The organism is Streptomyces sp. NPDC025793 (genome assembly GCF_055558375.1).
In genome coordinates this window covers 187,379-206,022 of sequence record NZ_JBVHMR010000014.1, presented here as the reverse complement: position 1 = coordinate 206,022, position 18,644 = coordinate 187,379, and the positions used below count along the sequence as shown (strand labels likewise).

At 74.3% G+C, this 18,644-nt stretch carries 5 protein-coding genes; 4 read left to right on the top strand and 1 reads right to left on the bottom strand.

Annotated features, from left to right (window positions below):
• Positions 1-475: 475 nt before the first annotated feature.
• Positions 476-1,153 carry a hypothetical protein gene (locus ACZ4MF_RS26155; RefSeq protein WP_467494350.1) on the bottom strand — a complete coding sequence of 226 codons (678 nt, stop codon included), beginning with the start codon at positions 1,151-1,153 and terminating at the stop codon, positions 476-478.
• 553 nt (positions 1,154-1,706) lie between these two features.
• On the opposite strand from ACZ4MF_RS26155, the gene ccrA reads away from it, so the two are divergent.
• The 4 genes from ccrA to ACZ4MF_RS26135 all read left to right on the top strand — a co-directional run bounded on the left by ccrA (position 1,707) and on the right by ACZ4MF_RS26135 (position 18,643).
• Positions 1,707-3,038 (top strand): crotonyl-CoA carboxylase/reductase, encoded by a 1,332-nt coding sequence (ccrA, locus tag ACZ4MF_RS26150; protein WP_467494349.1) that lies wholly within the window; start codon positions 1,707-1,709, stop codon positions 3,036-3,038.
• A 280-nt stretch (positions 3,039-3,318) separates the two neighbouring features.
• Complete coding sequence (locus ACZ4MF_RS26145) at positions 3,319-11,991, top strand: SDR family NAD(P)-dependent oxidoreductase (protein WP_467494348.1); 8,673 nt, start codon at positions 3,319-3,321, stop codon at positions 11,989-11,991.
• Positions 11,988-15,320, top strand: coding sequence for a type I polyketide synthase (locus ACZ4MF_RS26140; RefSeq protein ID WP_467494347.1), 3,333 nt, complete (start codon positions 11,988-11,990; stop codon positions 15,318-15,320). The genes ACZ4MF_RS26145 and ACZ4MF_RS26140 overlap by 4 nt, the downstream gene beginning before the upstream one ends.
• Entirely contained in the window at positions 15,317-18,643 is a 3,327-nt protein-coding gene (locus ACZ4MF_RS26135; RefSeq protein ID WP_467494346.1) for an amino acid adenylation domain-containing protein, read from the top strand. The genes ACZ4MF_RS26140 and ACZ4MF_RS26135 overlap by 4 nt, the downstream gene beginning before the upstream one ends.
• Position 18,644: the final 1 nt, after the last annotated feature.

Genomic DNA, 18,644 nt, shown 5'->3' with positions numbered 1-18,644 from the left:
TTGGTCTTCGCGGCGAGGAGTTCGTCAACCTGTGCTGTCGCCCTGGCGGGTCGCGGTGCCGTCGCGTGCGCCGTGGCCGTCCGTGCGCGGCGCGTTGCCCGCCGCGAGCAGCGGATACGGCCGTGCCGCGGGCTGGTTCGACTCGGCGGGTCCGCCGGCGGGTCGGGTACGGGCGAGTGCCCGGGATGAGACGGAGCCGCCAGGGTGCGGCCACGATCAGCCTTCCGCCCGGAGCTTCACGTGCCTGTCTACCGACCGGTGATCGCGCTGTCCATGTTCGCCGCCGCGGCCCGGTGCCCGGCCCCCGCGTCGTGCGCCCCGAACGGGTCGAGCTACCCCCGTGGATGGTCGCCCGCCCCGGCACGGCGAATCAACTCCGGGCGGGGAAAGCGGGGTTGGGGCGGGTGAACGGACAGCGCAACGGCGCAGGCACGGGGGAGCCGTGCCTGCGCCGTGTGCCGCTTCGAAGGGGAGGTCAGGCGGTGCGCCCCCGGGCCCGGCGGACCGGGCGCACGATCAGCCACACCGAACCGGCCAGCAGGAGCAGGCCGACGACCAGCGTCACGATGCCGATCCAGGTCAGCCCCGCGACCTTCGCCGCCACGGTGACATGGCCGGACTGGCCGCGCGATCCGTCGGCCTTCATGACGACCGCCTGGACGTCACCCGACTTCACGGACCAGTTCAGCGTCTGCGCCCCCTGCCCGCTGGCCTTGGCGACCCATACGTCGGCCTGGGCCGGGGGCGTCCTGGGCGTGCCGCCGGCGTGTGTGCTCGCGCTGTCGCCCTTGTCGCTGGAGTCGTGGATGGTCACGTGCTGGACGCCGTCCAGGTACTGGCCCAGCTTCGCCTGGTCGGCGAGGCCGACGAACACCGGGGCGGAGGGGTTGTCCGGCTTGAAGGTGATCCGGATGTCGTCGAGCAGGCCCCCCATCTGCTTGTCGGCGCGCCAGCTGTCGGTGGCCATCGCGTAGGTGTCGGTGCGGTGTGCGTACTTGGCGGTGCCCAGATCGATGTAGCCGCCGTCGTGCGAGGCCATGTAGGTGGCGGTGCCGCCCAGACCGACGAGCGTCAGCGCGACGAGGGACAAGATCGCACCGACCACGACGGCGGTGACGCGCCCGGCCGTCCAGCCGGCGGACGTGGTGCGCATACGCGCCTCCTTCACGGAACTCCCGGCACCCATGTCGGTCACAGAATCCTCCTCGGTCTCGTCACCCGGGTGGTCAAATCCGGGTGCACGGTGTTTTTCTCGCGCAGACGGTCACTGCAAGGCGACACGAAGATGCCCTGTTCAGTCCACCTGTCTCAACGTAACCGGACGAGGAGCCTCCAGCATCAGGGGCAACCCTTACGCGCATATCAGGGGGATCCCCTAAGCACGCGCGCACCGTGCGGAAATACCCGCCGGACCGCCCCGCGGAGGCGTTCAACTGCCCACTGCTGACCACTTGAACACCGCCGCCGGGAGACGCGGCCGCGGATGGCTGGAATACAACCACGTGAACCTCCCGGCAAGTACCCGTCATCGAACACGATTTGATGCACCGTACGCGAACCGTTGGCCACTGGACTCGGCCGCGCTCCGGGTGCCAGCATGCATTCCGCGCTTGCCCCCGTAATTCCATCGCTTTTCTCCCCGCGGGAAACGCGAATCAATCGCGTTCTGTTTTTTGCGGACTGAGCCGGAAAGAGGTCCGGAGACCATGCAGAAGATCCTCGATGCGATCCTCGCGGGCGAACTCGACGAGGTGGGCCGCCTGCCGGTGCCCGAGTTCTACCGGGGAGTGGCGCTGCACGCCGACGAGACGGCGATGTTCGAGGGGCTGGCGGGCCCGGACAAGGACCCGCGCCGGTCGCTGCACCTGGACGAGGTGGCCACCCCCGAACCGGCCGCGGGCGAGGTGCTGGTGGCGGTGATGGCGAGCGGGATCAACCACAACACGGTGTGGTCCTCGATCTTCGAGCCGATGCCGACGTTCGGTTTCCTGTCCCGCTACGGCCGCACCTCGCCGCAGGCGGCCCGGCACGACCTGCCGTACCACGTGCTGGGCTCGGACCTGGCCGGCGTGGTGCTGCGCTGCGGCGAGGGGGTCGCGGCCTGGCGTCCCGGGGACCAGGTGGTCGCGCACTGCCTGTCCGTGGAGCTGGACCACCCCGACGGGCACGCCGACACCATGCTCGACCCGGAGCAGCGCATCTGGGGGTTCGAGACGAACTTCGGCGGGCTGGCCGAGCTGGCGCTGGTCAAGGCCAACCAGCTGATGCCCAAGCCGCGTCACCTCACCTGGGAGGAGTCGGCCGCCTCGGGGCTGGTGAACTCCACCGCCTACCGGCAGCTGGTCTCCGCCGGCGGCGCCCGGCTCAAGCAGGGCGACACCGTGCTGATCTGGGGCGCCACGGGCGGACTGGGCTCGTACGCCACCCAGCTGGTCCTCAACGGCGGGGCGACGCCGGTGTGCGTGGTGTCCAGCCCGCAGAAGGCGCAGGCCGCCCGGCGGATGGGCGCGGAGCTGGTGATCGACCGCAGCGCCGAGGGCTACCGGTTCTGGAAGGACGAGCACACGCAGGACCCGCGTGAGTGGCGGCGGTTCGGCTCCCGGATCAGGGAACTGACCGGCGGCGACGACCCGGACATCGTCTTCGAGCACCCGGGCCGCGAGACGTTCGGCGCGAGCGTGTACGTGGCCCGCCGCGGCGGCACCGTCGTGACCTGCGCGTCCACCTCGGGGTACGAGCACGTCTTCGACAACCGGTATCTGTGGATGAACCTCAAACGCATCGTCGGCACGCACTTCGCGAACTATCGCGAGGCGTGGGAGGCCAACCGGCTCATCGCCAAGGGCCAGGTGCATCCCACGCTGTCGCGGGTGGTGCCGCTGGAGGGCACCCCCCAGGCCGTGCACGACGTCCACCACAACCTGCACCAGGGCAAGGTCGGGGTGCTGTGCCTGGCGCCCGGGGAAGGGCTCGGGGTCACCGACCCGGAGCTGCGGGCCCGGCACGAGCAGGCGATCAACAGGTTCCGCACCGCCTGACGCCGCGTCAACAGCCCTGTGTCAGCTGTTTCTTGACGGTCCCGAGGGACGTGTTGGATGCTGACGGCAAATGGCGGGATTCCACCGGGAGTTCCGGTCGGCGACATAGCGGCCGACATTTCCCCGACCGCCTCCTCGAATCATCTTCTTCCGATTCTCCCGGCCGCACTCCGGCCTCTGCGCCGAGCACGGCGCAGACAAAGCAATCAGCAGGAAAGCGCGGCACGATCCGCGTACTCCGTATGAGTTCACGCACGTTCGATATTGAGAGGACGGTCGGATGCCGGGCCGGGACGCACGATCGCTTGTCGACCATTTCCGTACGGTCCTGGGCGAGCACGCACAGGAATCGATCTTCCGCTTCCTCGTGGACGGCGAGGGCGAGCCACAGGCCCTCGGCAACGCCGAGCTGGACCTGCGCGCCCGCACGATCGCCGCGACGCTGCAGGAGCGCTTCCCCGCCGGGGAGCGCGCCCTGATCATGTGCCCGGCCGGACTGGACTACGTCACCTCGTTCTTCGCCTGCCTGTACGCCGACGTCATCGCCGTGCCGGTCTACCCGCCGGACCCGGCGTTCCCGATGCGCACCCTGCCGCGGCTGACCGCCATCGTCGAGGACGCCGAGCCCGCCGTGGTCCTCGCGCCCGCCGCGACGGTCGCCCTCGTCGACCGCTTCGCCGAACACGCCCCGGCGCTGCGGGACATCGTCTGGATCGCCGTCGACGACATCAACACCGCCGCCGCCGACAGCTGGCGCGCCCCCGGCACCGGCCGCGACGACCTCGCGTTCCTGCAGTACACCTCCGGCTCCACCAGCAGCCCCAAGGGCGTGATGGTCAGCCACGGCAACCTGATGCACAACATCTCGGAGATGAACCGGCAGTTCTTCGCCGGCGACCTCCGCCAGCACATGGTGAGCTGGCTGCCGCCCTTCCACGACCTCGGCCTCATCATGGGCCTGCTCACCCCGGCCCACGGCGGCTACCCGGTCACCTTCATGTCGCCGTACTCGTTCCTGAAGCGGCCGCTGCGCTGGCTGCGCGCGATCTCCGACGCCGGCGCCACCGCGAGCCCCGCCCCGAACTTCGCCTACGACCTCGCGGTGGCCAAGGTCACCGAGGAGGACCGGCAGAACCTGGACCTGAGCACCTGGCGCGTCGCCCTCAACGGCGCGGAGCCGGTCCGCAAGCAGACCATGGACCGGTTCTCGCGCACCTTCGCCGAGTGCGGCTTCCGGCCCACCACCCACGCCCCGTCCTACGGTCTGGCCGAGGCCACCCTGGTGGTCTCCACCGGGGACCCGGCCGCCGAGCCCGTCCACCGCGACCTGCGGGCCGAGGCGCTCCTGGTGGGCACCGCCGAGGACGCGGCCCCGGGCGAGGCCTCGCGCAACCTGCCCAGCTGCGGCGTCTCCCTCCACGACCAGCGCGTCGCCGTCGTGGACCCGCGGACCCACGCCGCCCTGCCCGACGGCCGGGTCGGCGAGATATGGGTCTCGGGGCCGAGCGTCGCACACGGCTACTGGCGCCGCCCCGAGGCCACCGAGGAGACCTTCCGGGCCCGCCTCGACATCGGAGAGGGAACGTTCCTTCGTACCGGCGACCTCGGTTTCTCCGACGGCGGCCAGATCTACGTCACCGGCCGCATCAAGGACGTCGTCATCGTCGCGGGCCGCAACCACTACCCGCAGGACATCGAGCGCACCGTCGAGAGCGTCGACCCGGGCCTGCGGCCGGGCTGCGGGGTGGCCGGCGCCCGCGAGATCGACGGCGAGGAACGCCTCGTCGTCGTCCAGGAGTACCGCGGCAGCCGCTCGCCCGAGGACCGCGCCCGGGTCATCGACGCGATCCGCGCCGAGGTCGCCCGCGAGCACGGCCTGCAGCCGTACATCGTCGCCCTGGCCCGCACCGGGACGGTGCCGAAGACCTCCAGCGGCAAACTCCAGCGCCAGGCCTGCGTCAACGACCTCCTCGACGGTACCTTCGAGCCGCTCGCGCTGTGGCGGGCGGACGAGGCCGGCTCCGGCCCGGCGGCGCAGGACACGCAGGCGGCGGGCGCGGTCACCGCCGTACCGGACGCCGCCGTGATCCAGCTGTGGCTGCGCGAGGCGCTGGCCGCCGCGACCGGGAGGCCGCTCGGCACCATCGACCCGGAGCTGCCGTTCGCCGGATACGGGCTGCGGTCCGTGGAGATGGTCACGATGGTCGGCGACCTGGAACGCCGCCTCGGCGTCCCGCTCGAAGCCGGCCTGGTCTGGGAGCACCCCACCGCCGCCAAGCTGGCCCGGCACCTGGCCGGGCGGCCCGCCGGCCCCGCGGCGCCCGCGGCCGCCGACGAGCCCGCCACCACCCTCACGGCCCCGGCACCCGCACCGGCGGCCGCGGACACCACGGACGTGCCGGGTGCGGACGAGCCGATCGCCATCATCGGCATCGGCTGCCGCTTCCCCGGCGGCGTCGACGGCCCCGACAGCTTCTGGCAGTTGCTGAGCGAGGGCCGCGACGCGGTCACCGAGGTGCCCGCGTCGCGCTGGAGCACCGAGGAGTTCACCGACGAGGACCCCTCGGCGCCCGGCCGCACCAACAGCCGCTGGGGCGGTTTCGTCGACGACGTCGACCGCTTCGACGCGGGCTTCTTCGGCATCTCGCAGGCGGAAGCCGCCCGTATGGACCCGCAGCAGCGGCTGCTCGCCGAGGTCTCCTTCGAGGCCCTGGAGAACGCGGGCGTGCCCACCGGCTCGCTGTCCGGCACCCAGACCGGCGTGTTCATCGGCATCTCCACCTTCGACTACGCCACCGGCCAGCTGGGCGACCTCGACGCCATCGACGCCTACACCGGCACCGGCAGCGCGCTGAGCATCGCCGCCAACCGCATCTCGTACCTGCTGGACCTGCACGGCCCGAGCATGGCCGTCGACTCCGCCTGCTCCTCCTCGCTGGTGGCGGTGAACCAGGCGTGCGCGAGCCTGGCCCGCGGCGAGTGCGACCTGGCCCTCGCCGGCGGCGTCAACCTCGTGCTCTCCCCGGCCTTCGCCATCAACTTCAGCAAGGCCGGCGTGATGTCCGCCGACGGCCGCTGCAAGCCGTTCGACGCCGGGGCCGACGGCTATGTGCGCTCCGAGGGCGCCGGCGTGGTGATCCTCAAGCCGCTCGGCCGGGCCCTGGCCGACGGCGACCCCGTGCACGCCGTGATCCGGGGCGGCGCCGTGGGCCAGGACGGCGCGAGCAACGGGCTGATGGCGCCCAACCCGAAGGCCCAGGAGGCGGTCGTACGCGCCGCCCACGCCCGGGCCGGGGTGCGCGCCGCCGACATCGCCTACGTGGAGGCCCACGGCACCGGCACCATCCTCGGCGACCCGATCGAGGCCAAGGCCCTCGGCGCGGTCCTCGGTGACGGCCGCGCCCCGGACCGGCCCTGCCTGATCGGCTCGGTCAAGTCCAACCTCGGGCACATGGAGGCCGCCGCGGGAATCGGCGGTCTGATCAAGACGGCCCTGATGGTCCGCCACCGCATGGTGCCGCCGACCCTGCACTACCGCTCCCCCAACCCGCACATCCCCTTCGCCGACCTGCCCCTGCGGGTCGCCGACACCCTCCAGCCGTGGCCCACCGGTGCCCCCGCCCTCGCGGGCGTCAGCTCCTTCGGCTTCGGCGGCACCAACGCCCATGTCGTGGTGGAGGAACCGCCCCGGGCCGCCGGCCGCGACGGCGCCGGGTCCGACGGCGCCGTGCTGCTGACCGTCTCCGCCCGGGACGAGCAGGCCCTGCGCGACCTCGCCGCCCGCTACGCGGACAAGCTCACCGACACCACGCCCGTGGGCGCCTTCGCCTCCGCCGCCGCCGTCCGGCGCACCCACCACGAGCACCGGCTGGCCTGCGTCGGCACCACGGCCGCCGAACTGCGCGGCGCGCTCGCCGCGTTCGGCCGCGCCGAGGACGCCACCGGCCTCAGCTCCGGAGTGCGCCGGGCCGGCCGGCAGGACAGACCGGTGTTCGTCTTCTCCGGGCAGGGGCCCCGCTGGTGGCCGCTCGCCGCCGACCTGCTCACCGGCGACCTCGCCGGGGAGAAGGTGTTCCGCGCCGTCCTGGAGCGGGCCGACGCCCTGCTGCGCCGCCACACCGACTGGTCGCTGCTCGACCAGCTCGCGGCCGCTCCGGCCGACTCCCGGCTGCTCGACACCGCCGTCGGCCAGCCCGCCCTGACCGCCGTACAGATCGCACTGGCCGCCCTGTGGCGCTCCTGGGGCGTCGAGCCCGCCGCCGTCGTCGGGCACAGCGTCGGCGAGATCGCCGCCGCCCAGGTCGCGGGCGCGATCTCGCTGGAGGACGCCCTCCTGATCGCCCTGCACCGCGGCACCGTCCTGCACGCGGCCACCGGCAAGGGCCGGATGGCCGTCGCGGGCGTCTCCCTGGACCGGGCCCGCGCCCTGCTGGCCGAGCGCAGCCCGGGACCGGTGTGGATCGCGGCCGCCAACAGCCCGAACTCCACCGTGTTCTCCGGCGAGGGCCCCGCCGTGGAGAAGTTCGCCAAGTCCCTGGCGGACGACGGGCTGTACTGCAAGGTCCTGGAGTCGGTCGAGTTCGCCTCCCACTGCCCCCTGATGGAGCCCGTCGCCGCCGAACTGTGGCGGCAGCTGGCCGCGTTGCGGCCCCGGCCCACCGCGATCCCGATGATCTCCACCGGCACCGGCGAGACCGTCCCCGGCGAGCGCCTGGACGCCGAGTACTGGGCGTCCAACCTCACCCGGCCGGTGCTGTTCGACACCGCCGTCACCGTGCTCGCCGACACCGGACACACCGTGTTCGTCGAGGTCTCGCCGCACCCGATGCTCACCGACGCCGTCACCGAGCGCCTGGCGTCGTACGACGACGCGGTCGCGGTCTCCTCGCTGCGCCGGGACCAGCCGGGCCGGGCCACCGTCCTCGCCGAACTCGGTCGCCTCTACACCGCCGGGCACCCGGTCGACTTCACCCGCGTCCACGGCCCGGCCGGCCCCATGGCCGACCTGCCCGCCTACCCCTGGCAGCGCACCCGCAGCTGGTATGAGCGGCGGCCCGGCCGGCCGGCCGCGCACCGCGGCCACCCGGTGCTGCGCGAGCGCACCGTGTCGGCGCTGACGCACACCGTCCACTGGTCGGCGCCCGTCGGCCTCGCGGAGTTCCCCTATCTGACGGACCATCAGGTCGGTGGCAGCCCCGTCCTGCCCGCCGCCCTGGTGCTGGACGCCGCGCTCGCCGCGGCCCGCGCGCACCTCGGTGACGGCGCCGCCCTCGACGACGTCGCCCTCACCCGGCTCACCGTGGTGCCCGAGCAGGCCGAGGACAGCACGCTGCAGCTCGTCCTGCTGCCCGGCACCGCCGACACCGGCACGGTGCGGCTGTTCACCCGGGCCGGCGCCGACGAGGAGTGGACCGAGGCCGCGCGGGCGGGCTTCCGCCGCGCCGCCCCGGGCGCCGGTGCCGAACCGCTCGCCGCCGTGCGGGCGCGCTGCGCCACCGCCGGCGCGGCCGACGACCACTACACCGCGCTGCGCCGCGCCGGACTGGCGTACGGCCCCGCGTTCCAGGGCGTCGAGGAGCTGTGGCGGGGCCGGGCCGAGGCCGTCGCCCGGCTGCGCGAGCGGACCGCGCTGACCGCCGACCGCGGCGAGCACCCCGTGCACCCGGCCGTGCTCGACAGCGCCCTCCAGGTCCTCGCCGCCGCCCTCGACGCGCAGGAGACCCCCCTCGACGCCACCTACCTGCCGGTCGCCGTCGGCGGCTTCACCCTCTTCACCGACCGCGCCGAACCCCGCTGGGCCCACGCCGCCGTCACCGCGCGGCCCGGCGCCGAGCGGATCAGCGGCGCCACCGTCGTCCTGTACGACGACGCGGGCACCGCCGTCGGCGAGGTCACCGGCATCACCCTGGAGCGCCTGGAGCGCACCGAGGCCGCCGACCCGCTCGGTGAGACGCTCCTCGACATCGCCTGGCGCCCCGCCCCCGCCGACTCCCCCGCGACCGGGCAACAGCCGGGCACCTGGCTGCTGCTCGCCGACACCGGCACCACCGCCACCGACCTCGCGACCGCACTGCGCTCGCGCGGCGCCACCTGCCTCACCGTCACCGCGGGCCCCGCCTACCGCAAGGCGGGCGCGGAACGCTACGAACTCGACCCCGAGCGCCGCGAGGACCTCGCCGCGCTGCTGGCCGACCTGGCCGACGCGGGCGTCCGCCCGGACGGCATCGTCCACGCGTGGGCCCTGGACGCCGGCCCCGGCGAGGACGGCGGCGTCTGCCTGCCGGTACTGCACCTCGTGCAGGAACTCGCCCGCGCCGGCCAGGACCCCGCCCCCCGCCTCGTCCTGGTCACCCGCGGCGCCCAGCGCGCCGCCGACGGCGACGAATTGGCCGTGGGACAAGCCCCGTTGTGGGGTCTGTCCCGGGTGATCGGCCTGGAGCACACCGAGCTGCGCACCACCGTCGTCGACCTGGACCCGGCCCGCCCGGCGGCCGAGGGCGCCCACCTGCTCGACGAGGTGCTGCGCCCCGGCGACGACGACCAGGTCGCCCTGCGCGGCGAGGCACGCCTGACGCCCGCGCTCCAGCCCTGGGCCCCCGCCGGCCGGCCCGCCGAGGACCGGCGTCCCGCCTGGCACTTCGACGCCGCCCGCGACGGCAACCACCGTCTGCTGGCCGCCCGCCCCGGCACCCTGGCCGGCCTGCGCCCGACCTGGTGGCACCGCACCCCGCCCGGTCCCGGCCAGATCGAGATCGAGGTCACCGCCGCGGGCCTGAACTTCAGCGACGTCCTCAAGGCCCTCGACTCCTACCCCGGCGCCGAAGGCGTCGTGCCGCTCGGCGCCGAGTGCGCCGGCCGGATCACCGCCGTCGGGGACGGCGTGCGCGGGCACCGGGTCGGCGACCGGGTCATCGCCGCCGGCCCCGGCGCCATGGCCGCCTTCGTCACCCTCGACGCACACCTGGTGGCCCCGGCCCCGGCGGCCCTCGACGACGAGCAGGCCGCCGCCGTGCCCATCGCCTTCCTCACCGCCGTGTACGGCCTCGAACACCTCGGCCGGCTGCGCGCGGGCGACAGTGTGCTCATCCACTCCGCGACCGGCGGCGTCGGCCTCGCCGCGCTCCAGGTCGCCCGCCGCCGCGGCGCCCGGGTGTTCGCCACCGCCGGCACCCCCGCCAAGCGCGAGATGCTGCGTGGCCTCGGCGTCCAGCACGTCATGGACTCGCGCACCCTCGACTTCGCCGCCGAGATCACCGCCCTCACCGGGGGCCGCGGCGTCGACGTGGTCCTCAACTCCACCGCCGGCGAGACCCTCGTACGGTCCCTGGGGCTGCTCGCGCCCGGCGGACGCTTCGTGGAGATCGGCAAGCGCGACATCTACGACAACAGCCACATCGGTCTGGAGTTCTTCAAGGACAACCGCGCCTTCCTCGCCGTCGACCTGGAACGCACCATCCGCGAGGAGCCCGGCGAGATCGCCGCGCTGTTCGCCGACGTCGTCCAGGGCTTCGAGCACGGCGACTTCACCGCCCTGCCCGTCACCGTCCACGGCTTCGGCGACGCCCCCGCCGCCTTCACCGCGATGGCCAAGGCCCGCCACACCGGCAAGCTCGTGCTCGTGCCGGCCGCCGACGAGAACGTCACCACCGCTCCGGGCGCCGCGCCGGTACGCCCCTTCGGCACCTACCTGATCACCGGCGGGCTCGGCGCACTCGGCCTGGAGACGGCCCGCTACCTCGTCGCCCGGGGCGCCCGCCACCTGGTCCTGGCCGGCCGCGGCGCGCCCGGCCCGGACGCCGAGCGGGTCCTCGAAGGCCTGCGGGCCCGGGCCGAGGTGACCGTCGTCGCCGCCGACGTGTCCGAGCGGCGCGCCGTCGAGGACCTGCTGGCCCGTGTCGACGGCTCCCTGCCGCCGCTCGCGGGGATCGTGCACGCCGCGGGCGTCCTCGACGACGGCCTGCTCACCGGTCTCGACCAGGAGAGGTTCCGCGCCGTCGCGGGCCCGAAGTCGGCCGCGGCCTGGCACCTGCACCGGGCCACCGCGGAGCGCGAGCTGGACTTCTTCGTCCTGTACTCCTCGGCCGCCGCCGTCCTCGGCTCGGCCAGCCAGGGCAACTACGCCGCCGCGAGCGCCTTCCTCGACACCCTGGCCCACCACCGGCGCTCCCTGGGCCTGCCCGCGCTGAGCATCGACTGGGGCCCCTGGTCGCGGATCGGCCTCGCCGCCCGGCCCGAGCGCGGCGGCGCGCTGGCCGCACGGGGCATCGAGAGCATCAGCCCCGAGCAGGGCATCGCCGCCCTCGACCGGATCCTGGGCGCCGACGCCACCCAGGTGTGCGTCCTGCCGCTGGACCGCGAGAAGCTCCGCGGCCACCACGGCGGCGGCCTGCTGCGCACTCTCCTCGACGAGCCCGGCGAGGACGCCCGGGGCGCCGCGGGAGCGCGCGACGAGGTGCGCCGCCAGATGCTCGCGGTCGAGCCCGGCCGCCGCCGCAGGGCCGTACTGACCGAGCACTGCCGGGCCGTCACCGCCCGCGTCGTCGGCGCCGAACCCGCCAGGATCGACACCGGCGCCCCGCTCACCAGCATGGGCCTGGACTCCCTGCTCTCCCTGGAGCTGCGCAAGTCCCTGGAGTCCTCGCTGCACATCCAGCTGCCCTCCACCATCACCTGGCGCTTCCCGACCGTCGACGCCCTCGTGCCGTACCTGGCCGACCGCATGGAGATCGAGCTGGAGCCCGGCCGGGTCCCGGACGGGCAGCGGCCGGACGAACCGGACGCACCCTCCGCGTCCCGCGCGCCGGCCGCGCCGGCGCCGGCGCGGACCGCCCCCGACGGCGCGGGCCCGCTCGCCGCGGACGGCCCGACGGACCTCGACGCGCTGTCCGCCACGGAACTCGAAGCACTCCTGATGGCCAAGACCACCCAGATCGACGAGGGGGACCGGCGATGACACCGGGACAGGAACCGACCGCGGCCGAGACGCTCAAGCGCGCCTACCTGACGATGGACCGCCTCCAGCGCCAGGTCGAGGAGTACGAGCGGGCCCGCAGCGAACCCGTCGCCATCGTCGGCACCGGCTGCCGCTTCCCCGGCGGCGTCACCGACACCGCCTCCTACTGGCGGCTGCTCGCCGAGGGCACCGACGCCGTGGGCGACATCCCCGCCGGACGGTGGGACCACGAGGCGTTCTACGACGAGGAGGCCGGCAAGCCGGGCAAGATCTACACCCGCTCCGGCGCGTTCCTCGACGGCATCGAGCTGTTCGACCACGACTTCTTCGGCATCTCCCGGCGCGAGGCCCTGGCGATGGACCCGGCCCAGCGGCTGAGCCTGCAAGTGTGCTGGGAGGCGCTGGAGAACGCGGGCCAGGCCCCCTCCGGCCTCGCCGGCAGCCGCACCGGCGTGTTCATGGGCGCCGCCTCCTGGGACTACATCACCGCGCAGCTGCGCCACCCCGACGACGTCAGCGCCTACACCAGCTCCGGCGCCGCCCAGTCCTTCATCCCGGCCCGCATCGCCTACCTCCTCGACCTGCGCGGCCCCAACCTGACCGTCGACTCCGCCTGCTCCGCCTCGCTCGTGGCCGTCCACCAGGCCTGCCAGAGCCTGCGTCTGGGCGAGTGCGACATGGCCCTGGCCGGCGGCGTCAACGTGGTGCTGTCGCCGCTGCTGATGATCTCCCAGTCGCAGTTCGGCTCGGTGTCCCGGCAGGGCCGCGCGATGACGTTCTCCGACAGCGCCGACGGCTATGTGCGCGGCGAGGGCTGCGGCGTCGTCGTCCTCAAGCGGCTCTCCGACGCCCTGCGCGACAAGGACCGCGTCCTCGCCGTCGTCCGCGGCGGCGCGGTCAACCAGGACGGCCGCAGCGCCGGCATCACCGCGCCCAACGGCGCCGCCCAGCGCGATGTGTTCCGCCGCGCCCTGGCCGCCGCCGGGGTGAGCGCCGACCAGGTCGGCTACGTCGAGACCCACGGCACCGGCACCCGCCTCGGCGACCCCATCGAGGCCGAGGCCCTGGCCGACGTGTACGGCCGCGAGAACGGCGCGCCGGTCTACCTCGGCGCGGTCAAGACCAACATCGGGCACCTGGAGGCCGCCGCCGGCATCGCCGGTCTCATCAAGGCCGCGATGTGCCTGGAGCACGCCGAGATCCCGCCGAACCTGCACTTCTCCCGGCTGAACTCGAACATCTCCTTCGACGGCACCACCTTCCAGGTGCCCACCCGGCTCACCCCCTGGCCGCGGACCGGCGGCCCCCGCACGGCCGCGGTGAGCAGCTTCGGACTGAGCGGCACCAACGTCCACCTGATCCTGGAGCAGGCCCCGGCCGCGTCCGCGCCGGCCGCCGCGGACGACCGCAGGCCCGGCTCCGTCCTCGCGCTGTCCGCCCGCAGCGAGACCGCGCTCGCCGCCCTCGCCGCCCGCTACGCCGAGCGGCTCGCGGGCGACGACGACGCCTCGCTCGCGGACCTGGCCCACTCGGCGGGCACCGGCCGCTCCCACTTCCGCCACCGGCTCGCCGCCGTCGGCGCCACCCGCCGGGAGGTCGCCGGGCAGCTCGCCGCCTTCGCCGCCGGCGACAGCGCGCCCGGCCTGGTCCAGGGCGAGGCCGACAGCGGCGAGGTCGTCTTCCTCTTCACCGGCCAGGGCGCCCAGCGGCCCGGCATGACCCGCGGCCTGTACGACACCCAGCCCACCTTCCGACGCGCCGTCGACCGGTGCGCCGAGATCCTGCGCCCGCTGCTCGAACGGCCGCTGCTGGACGTGCTGTTCCCCGACGACCCCGCCGACACGCGGATCAACGACACCGCCTACGCCCAGCCCGCCACCTTCGTCGTCGAGTACGCCATGGCGCAGCTGTGGCGCTCCTGGGGCATCACCCCCGCCGCCGTCCTCGGCCACAGCTTCGGCGAGTGCGTCGCCGCCTGTGTCGCGGGCGCGATGTCTTTGGAGGACGGCCTGACCTTCGCGGTGGAACGCGCCCGCATCATCGAGGAGTTCTGCCTGCCCGGGACCATGGCCGCGATCTTCGCCTCCGAGGAGGAGGTCGCCGCCGAGCTCGCCGCGCACCCCGGCCGGATCGCCGTCGCCGCGGTCAACGGCCCGGCGAACATCGCGATCTCCGGCGAGCGCGACCTCGTCGAGGCCGTGTGCGCCGCCTTCGGCGCCCGCGGTGTCAAGGCCAAGCGGCTGCGCATCGCCTCCGCCGGGCACTCCCCGCTGATGGACCCGGTCCTGGAGCCGCTGCGCCGGGCCGCGCAGAAGCTCGCCTTCACCGCGCCGCGCATCCCGCTGGTCTCCAACGTCACCGGCGAGCTGTGGCCGTGGGACCAGGCGCCGGACCCCGACTACTGGTGCCGGCACGTGCGCGGCACCGTACGGTTCACCGACGGTGTGCGCACCCTGCGGTCCATGGGCTACCGGACCTTCGTCGAGGTCGGCCCCGCCCCGACCCTGCTCGGGGTGATCAGCGACGCCCTGCCGCCCGGCCACGACGACCTGCTGCTGCCCAGCCTGCGGCCCAAGCAGGACGACTGGGAGGTTCTGCTGCCCACGGTCGCCGAGCTGTACGCGGCCGGCGCCCCCGTCGACTGGGCCGGCTTCGACCGTGACTACGCCCGGTCCAGGACGCAGCTGCCCACCTACCCCTTCGACCCGGTCCGCTGCTGGCAGCCCCCGCGCCCCTGGGACGGCAGCGCGCCGACGGCCGCCGACGAGGCGGGCGCCGACGGCACGGGCACCGACGACACGGGCACGGACGACACGGGCACGGACGGCTCGCGCGGCAGGGCCTCCCGCGCCGGCCGCCGCTCCTCGCGCACCCGGCGCCGCGCGAGCCGTATCCCCACCGCCGCCGAGCTGATGGAGCTGAGCGAGTCCGAGCGCCTGGACACCCTGTGCGCCCAGTTCGTGCTCAGCGTCAAGGACGTCCTCGGCTCCACCTCCGCCCACATCGGCGCGGACGAGCCGCTGACCGGCTTCGGCCTGGACTCCCTCATGGCCGTCGAACTGCGCAACGAGCTCCAGAGCAGGCTCGGACTCACCCTGCAGATCACCGACTTCCTCGGCGGCGCGACCATCGCCGGCGTCGCCAGGAGGATCGTCAAGGAGCTGGCCGCGACCGGCGGCACCTCCCTGACGGGCACCGTGCACGACGGCTCCGGGGCACCCGCTGCGATCCGGCGGGTGCCCCGGGCGGCCGACGACGCCGCCAAGGCGCTGCTCGACGAACTCACCGACCCCACCGCATCCGTGCCCGGCCCGGAGGAACGCCCGTGACCGACGACCTCGCCAGGCGGCTGGCCGCGCTCACGCCCGAGGAGCGCGCCCGCTTCGACGCCCTGCTCGCGCAGCGCCAGGCCGAGGACACCTTCCCGCTCGCGGTCCTGCAGCGCGGCACCTGGTTCCTCGAACAGCTCCGGCCCGGCAACCCCGGCTACCTCGTGCCCGGCGCGGTCCGGGTCGAAGGCCCCCTCGACACCGGCCTGCTGCGCGCCGCCGTCGCCGGGGTCGTCCGCCGGCACGAGGCGCTGCGCACCACCTTCCGCTCTCGCGACGGCGTCCCCGTCCAGGTCGTCCGCCACCACCTGGACATCGACGTCCCGGAGACCGATCTCAGCGGCCCGCGGTACACCGACGCCGACCACCGGCGGTGGATCGAGGACGCCCTCGCCGAGCCCTTCGACATCGGCACCGGTCCCCTGCTGCGGGTCCGGCTGCTGCGCACCGCCCCCGACCGGTCCGTGCTCGTCGTCGCGATGCACCACCTCGTCTCCGACCGCTGGTCCCTCGCCGTCTTCCTGAACGAACTGTCCGAGCTGTACGAGGCCGGCGCCGCCGGCCGCCCCGCACAGCTGCCCGAACTCGCCGTCCAGTACGGCGACTTCGCCGCCTGGCAGCACCAGCAGCTGGACGGCGGCGGCTGGGAGCGGGGCCGGGCGTACTGGCGCGAGCACCTCGCCGGCGCCCCCGCCGTCCTCGACCTGCCCACCGACCGGCCCCGCCCGCCCGTGCAGGGCTTCAACGGCGGCTCCGTGCCGATCGACCTGCCGCCCGCCCTGATCGGCGAACTGGCCGCGCTGGCCGGCCGGCACGGTGCCACCCCGTACATGGCGCTGCTCGCCGTCTTCCAGATCCTGCTGCACCGCTACACCGGCCAGGACGACATCGTCGTCGGCGTGCCCACCGCCCTGCGTTCGAGCGCCGAGGTCGAGCCGCTCATCGGCTACTTCGTCAACACCCTGCCCATCCGGGTCGGCGTCGGCGGCGACGCCGGATTCGAGACCGTCCTCACCCGCGTCCGCGACGCGTGCCTGGGCGCCTACGCCCACCAGGACGTCCCCTTCGAGCTGATCGTCACCGACCTCAACACCGCCCGCGACCTCAGCCGGCCGCCGGTGTACCAGGTCAGCTTCAGCTACGGCAGGGAACCGGTGCCCACCCTCGCCATGGCCGGCGCCCGCCTCACCCGGCTCCCGGTGCGCAGCGTCGGCGCCCGCTTCGATCTGGAACTGCAGGCGTTCGACACCGACGGCGGTGTCACCGGCTGGTTCGAGTACGACCGCGACCTGTTCGACGAGTCCACCGTCGTCCGCCTCGCCGGTCACTTCCGCCGCCTCGTCGAACAGGTCACCGCCCGCCCGGACGTGCCCGTCGGCGACCTGGACCTCCTCGACGCGGCCGAACGCCGGCGCGTCGTCGAGGAGTGGAACGCCACCGAGCGGCAGTGGCCCGACGGTCTGGTGCACGAGTGCATCGAGGAGCAGGTGCGCCGCACCCCCGGCGCCGAGGCCGTGCGCCACGCTGGCACGTCCCTCACCTACGCCGAGCTGAACGAGCGGGCCAACCGTCTCGCCCATCTGCTGCGCGGTCGCGGGGTGGGCCGGGACGTCCTCGTCGGCGTCGCCATGGAACGCTCCCTCGACCTCGTCGTCACCCTCCTCGCGGTGCTCAAGGCCGGCGGGGCGTACGTCCCCCTCGACACCGGCCTGCCGCCCGCCCGGCTGGCCGCCATCGCCGAGGACGCCCGGCCCCGCGTGGTGCTCACCCACGGCACCCTGGCCGGCCGGCTGCCCGCCCTGGACTGCCCCGTGCTGGGCGTGGCGGACCTCGCCGCCGAACTGGCCGTACAGTCCCCGGACGACCCCGGCGTGCCCGTGGACGGCGAGGACCTGTGCTACGTCATCTTCACCTCCGGCTCGACGGGGCGCCCCAAAGGCGTGATGAACGTCCACGCCGCCCTGCGCAACCGGCTGCTGTGGATGCAGGAGGCCTACGGTCTGGACGCCACCGACCGGGTGCTGCAGAAGACGCCGTTCTCCTTCGACGTGTCGGTGTGGGAGTTCTTCTGGCCGCTGATGACCGGCGCCGCGCTGGTCATGGCCCGGCCCGAGGGGCACCGCGACAGCGCCTACCTGGCCGACACCATCGCCGCCGAGCGGATCACCACGATCCACTTCGTGCCGTCCATGCTGCAGCTCTTCCTCACCGAGCCCCCCGCCGGATCCGCCGGTCTGCGCCGCGTCTTCTGCAGCGGCGAGGAACTCCCCCGTGACCTGCAGGACCGCTTCCTGGACCTGCACGGGGCCGAGCTGCACAACCTGTACGGGCCCACCGAGGCGGCCATCGACGTCACCGCCTGGCACTGCCGGCCGCAGGCCGACACCCGCCCGGTGCCCATCGGGCGCCCCATCGCCAACATCCGCATGTACGTCCTGGACCGCCACGGCCGCCCCGTGCCGGCCGGTGTCCCCGGCGAACTGTGCATCGGCGGCCGGGGCCTGGCCCGCGGCTATCTGAACCGCCCCGAGCTGACCGCCGAGCGCTTCACGGACGACCCCTTCGTCCCCGGGGCCCGCATCTACCGCACCGGGGACCTCGCCCGGCACCGCGCGGACGGCGCGCTGGAGTTCCTCGGCCGCCTCGACCACCAGGTCAAGCTGCGCGGCCAGCGCCTCGAACTGGGCGAGATCGAGGCCGTACTGACCCGGCACCCCGATGTGCGCGAGGCGGTCGTGGTGGCCCGCGAGCACGCCCCGGGCGATGTGCGGCTGGCCGCCTACGTCACCGCGGCCGGCGCCGCCGTGCCCGGGGCCCAGGACCTCGCCGCCCACCTGCGCGAGCAGCTGCCGGAGTACATGGTGCCGGCCTCCTTCACGGTGCTCGACGCGCTGCCGCTCACCCCGAGCGGCAAGACCGACCGCAAGGCCCTGCCCGAGCCGCGCACCGACCGGGCCGGCCTCGGCACCCGGTTCGTCGCACCGCAGGACGGCCTGGAGCACGCGCTCGCCGAGCTGTGGCGCGACCTGCTCGGCGTCGAACGCGTCGGGAGGCGGGACACCTTCTTCGACCTCGGCGGGCACTCCCTGCTCATGGCCGAGTTCCGCACCCGCCTCGCGGCCACGCTCGGCCACGAGCTGACCATGGTCGAGCTGTTCCAGCACCCCACGATCGAATCCCTCGCCGCCCGCCTCGGCGGCGGTGGCGGCGAGCCCCGGAGCGCCACGCAGGGCGCCCGGGAGCGCGCACAGAACCGACGTCAGTCCCGCAACCGGCGGCAGCAGGCGGCCGAACGCCGGGCTTCCACCCGCCGAGACAGGTGAT